Source organism: Anaplasma phagocytophilum, from assembly GCF_023476575.1.
In the GTDB taxonomy this organism is placed as follows: domain Bacteria; phylum Pseudomonadota; class Alphaproteobacteria; order Rickettsiales; family Anaplasmataceae; genus Anaplasma; species Anaplasma phagocytophilum_A.
In genome coordinates this window covers 1-3,881 of the sequence record NZ_JAHLEX010000100.1, presented here as the reverse complement: position 1 = coordinate 3,881, position 3,881 = coordinate 1, and the positions used below count along the sequence as shown (strand labels likewise).

General features: G+C 43.1%; 3 protein-coding genes and 1 pseudogene. 1 reads left to right on the top strand and 3 read right to left on the bottom strand.

Annotation, left to right across the window (positions count from 1 at the left end; genetic code table 11):
• Positions 1–211: 211 nt before the first annotated feature.
• Positions 212–544 carry an Asp-tRNA(Asn)/Glu-tRNA(Gln) amidotransferase subunit GatC gene (gatC, locus tag KPX09_RS04620; RefSeq protein ID WP_249549204.1) on the bottom strand — a complete coding sequence of 111 codons (333 nt, stop codon included), beginning with the start codon at positions 542–544 and terminating at the stop codon, positions 212–214.
• Entirely contained in the window at positions 529–1,497 is a 969-nt protein-coding gene (locus KPX09_RS04615; protein ID WP_249549203.1) for a ribose-phosphate diphosphokinase, read from the bottom strand. Before KPX09_RS04615 ends, gatC begins: the two co-directional genes overlap by 16 nt.
• 115 nt (positions 1,498–1,612) lie before the next feature.
• Between KPX09_RS04615 and KPX09_RS04610 the strand changes: the two genes are divergently transcribed.
• A complete protein-coding gene (locus KPX09_RS04610; RefSeq protein ID WP_249549202.1) occupies positions 1,613–2,641 on the top strand; it encodes an Mrp/NBP35 family ATP-binding protein in 1,029 nt (342 codons plus the stop codon).
• 25 nt (positions 2,642–2,666) lie between these two features.
• On the opposite strand, the pseudogene KPX09_RS05820 reads toward KPX09_RS04610, so the two are convergent.
• Positions 2,667–3,360, bottom strand: a pseudogene (locus tag KPX09_RS05820) (lipoyl synthase).
• Positions 3,361–3,881: the final 521 nt, after the last annotated feature.

The window sequence follows — 3,881 nt, the reverse complement described above, 5'->3', positions numbered from 1 at the left end:
TTTCAGTTTTTAGATCCTATACCGCACCTTTTGTCACTTGAGACGCAGCGCAATGTGTATCCCTACACTTTCTATATTAACATGATATCTGTAATTGCTTTAAAGGCAATCCTACCAGCACTTACCCGAATCACTACATCGGTGACTAGTAAGTTCCAGCAACATAGTACTTCCAGATTTAAAGAAAATCTCCGGTTGAAAAGTGCTCCAGCTATTCAACAACCTTCTTTACGACGAAAAACCCCATTTCAGAACTAGATGCATTACAGAGAATCTGATCTCGCATATCACCTTCATGCACTTCATCTTGACGTAGTGGCAAAACACTATGCACTCCACCATGTAGTACAGGATCAACATCAATTGTATCTACCTCTGCCAGCATATCAAACCACGAAACGACATCCGCGAGCTGCCTGCAATATGTATCAACTTCTTCTTCAGGGATCTGCAATCGCACAAGCTTCGACACTCTAGCTAACTCGTCACGGCTTACACTTACATGTGTATTACTAACTTCTTCAGGCTTCAATTCTTCCTCCATAAAGCGTGGGAAAGCAAATAGTTGCTTAATAACCTGTCAACGGAGAGCACTTTGATCTTTTCTGGTAAATTTACCCTATCAGGATTATGAATCGTGTCGGTGATGACCAAGGAATCCAACTCAGCAGTTCCAATAGCATCAACAGCCCGGCCAGATAACACACCATGCGTTATAAAGCTATGTACGCTTATAGCTCCACGAGTTTTCAATGCTGCGGCAGCATTACACAACGTGCCGCCAGAATCTACAATATCATCGAGGATAAAACAGTGCCTATCCTGAACGTTGCCTACAACATGCATAACCTCTGAGATTCCAGGTCCTTCCCTATACTTGTCGATCACAGCAACCTGAATAGAATTCATGTTATACCTAGAAGACAACATGCGCACAAATGCCCTAACCCTACCTAAAGCACCGTAGTCAGGAGAAACTATCACCAGTCTCTCAAGAAGGCTGCTTCCACTGAGGTAATCTACAAAAACATCGTAGGCCGAGATATTAGTAAAAGGCACGTCAAAAAAGCCAGCAGCCTGCTGTGAATGCAGATCTAGAGTTATGATGTGATCCAATCCTGAGGTGCTAAGTATGCGTGCGATCACCTTCGCACTCAGTGCTGACGTAAAAGTTTCCTGAGAATCAACACGCTGCATAACCCTGTCTTGTCGCGAATAGCACAAATACGGAATTACGGCAGTAATCCGCTGAGGAGCCAAAGTGCGACGCACCACATCAGTTAATAATGTAAGCTCTATAAGATTATCGCTTGCAGGAGCACTCAGAGACTGCATAAGAACTACATGGCCACTCCCTGCGGCTACACCCGTAGGAAATTCAAGATTTATTTCCCCATCTGCAAACCTGCTGACACAGGGGATCACCATAGGCACATCCAGCATGCCAGACACACTTCTAGCTAGAGATAACGATGTACTTCCGGGTATTACTACCATACTGCTCCAAAACGCTAACTACGAGGGCATGATAATTAGGTGTGTTACAAAAGTAAACATGTTTTACCATAACTGTGGTACACATTAGAAGTTATTCCTTAAATTGTTACAAATTATGGTGACTGAACAAGAAGTGCTTTGCGTGTTACAGGATGTTACTGATCATGATACTGGAAAAAAGGTCGCAGATATTGGCAAACTGTCCATCACCATTAATAAAGGCGATTTAGGAATAATATTACATATTTCTGACCCAAAGAGTGCTCTCTGGGAGCAGCAGTTCAAAGATAATTGCTCTGCCGTAATAAAGAACAAAATACCGGGTATTTCCAGCGTTACAGTTGCTTTGGTAACAGCAAAACAGCAAAGTAATGTTCCAACAAGGGTAAAACTCAAGGGTATAAAAAATGTGCTACTTGTTTCTTCGGGGAAGGGAGGGGTAGGTAAGTCCACTGTGGCCGCACAACTGGCGTTAACGTTGTCAGCACGAGGATATGAAGTTGCTCTAGTTGATGCAGATATTTACGGGCCATCTATTCCTAGATTGTTGGGAATTGGAGTATTGGCTGAGGTTGACAACGACGGAATGATGATACCGGTAGAGATGCACGGGCTGCAAAGCATTTCCATTGGCAACATCATAGAGGATCAAGATAAAGCCCTTGTATGGCGTGGTCCGATGCTCACAAAGGCAATAAATAAGTTGATCATGGGTACAAGATGGGCTGCCAGAGATTATATGATTATCGATACTCCTCCGGGTACCGGTGATGTACATATCAGTCTCACGCAAGGATATAGTATTACGGGTACCGTTGTTGTATCAACGCCTCACGAACTATCTGTAATACATGCCATGAAGACATGTGATATGCTAAAAAGCCTTGATGTTAAGTTGCTCGGTATCGTGGAAAACATGAGTTATTTTCTTGATGTGGATACAGGTAAGAAAACGCACCTTTTTGGTGAAGGAGGTGGACAGGAAATAGCTGAGAGGGCTGATTCAACATTGTTGGGTATGGTTAGCATTCATCCCAAAATCCACCTTCCTTCAGTAAACAAGCGTTTAAGCCCATTAGATAATGAGTTCTGCAATGCATATGAAAAGATCGTCGCTAATATAATTAGAAGTATAAGCAACTGATGTTCCAGAAGTAGTATTCTTAACATCAAAAGTTTTTGTTTTTGGAGTACATACTCTCCAGTCTTACAAAGTTTGCGATGACTCCATTATATGAAGATCTCGCTAACGTACCAGGCGCCACCATAGAAAAACCCCTTGTGTACGCCATACGCTTGTACTGTTCAAACTCCTCAGGGGTAATATATCGCTTCACAACAATGTTGTCCTTTGTAGGTTACAAATACTGCCCCAAGACAAGAAAGTCAACCCCCGTACACCTAAGATCATCCATAACCTGGTATACTTCTTCCTACTGCTCACCAAGCCCTAGTATTAATCACGACTTCGTTGTGAATACACCCTGAGTCTTATCCTTTACTTGCTGCAACAACTGTAAAGAATTGAAGTACTTAGCTCTAGGACGCACCCTTGCATATAATCTGGGAACCGTCTCCAAGTTGTGATTATATATATCAGGCCTTGCGGAAGCTATAATGCCCATCGCGCCCGTCTTACCCTGCAAATCTGGTGTTAGGATCTCTATGATCACATTTGGGTCCTGCTTTCTTATTTCCCGAATACACTTAGCGAGGTGACTTGCCCCACCGTCTGGCAGAATCGTCTCTATCCACCGACGTGATCACCACGTGCTTTAATTCTAACTTGCTGATAGCTTCGCCCACTCTCTCAGGCTTCCCAAGATCTAACGCTTGTGGAACGCTAGTCTTAACATGTATTATTCTTCCATTATAAAATGCCGATGCTTTTACTGCATGGTTGGGTTATCAGATACCTGCTTAGGGTACCTTCCGTGACCTTAGGCATCGATATACTAAGTGGTGTATTGAGCCTTGCACAGATGTTATTTTGCTAGTGCAGCAATACTGACCTGCATAATGCATGCTTGCGTGATGCATTGGTAATGTATGATGTTTGCTGTAATTCTTCGCTAGATGCAATTTTCCCGACACTGTCTTGTCGCACAGTGGAAGTGCAATTTTGTGGTAGGAGCCTATACGCGGTTGTTGGTGCACGTTCAAGGCATAGGCTCAGAATATGGGATCAGCACTGCATGCATATTCTCGAGGGAATGACATTCGAGTAAGGTGCAAATGTATGGTATATGAGACTTAATATCAGAAAATTCACTTGCGTTTATAGGGATTATGTGTGGGCAATGTTTATTGCTAGTAGCACTTCTCCGGAATCGAAATTTGGGAGAAGTTAAGCGGGGGTAATAGCGTTGGTGTGCCATGTATAG

Coding starts and splice junctions, on each gene's coding strand:
- KPX09_RS04610 (WP_249549202.1), top strand. CDS start 1,613: ATGGTGACTGAACAAGAAGTGCTTTGCGTGTTACAGGATGTTACTGAT.
- KPX09_RS04615 (WP_249549203.1), bottom strand. CDS start 1,497: ATGGTAGTAATACCCGGAAGTACATCGTTATCTCTAGCTAGAAGTGTG.
- gatC (WP_249549204.1), bottom strand. CDS start 544: ATGGAGGAAGAATTGAAGCCTGAAGAAGTTAGTAATACACATGTAAGT.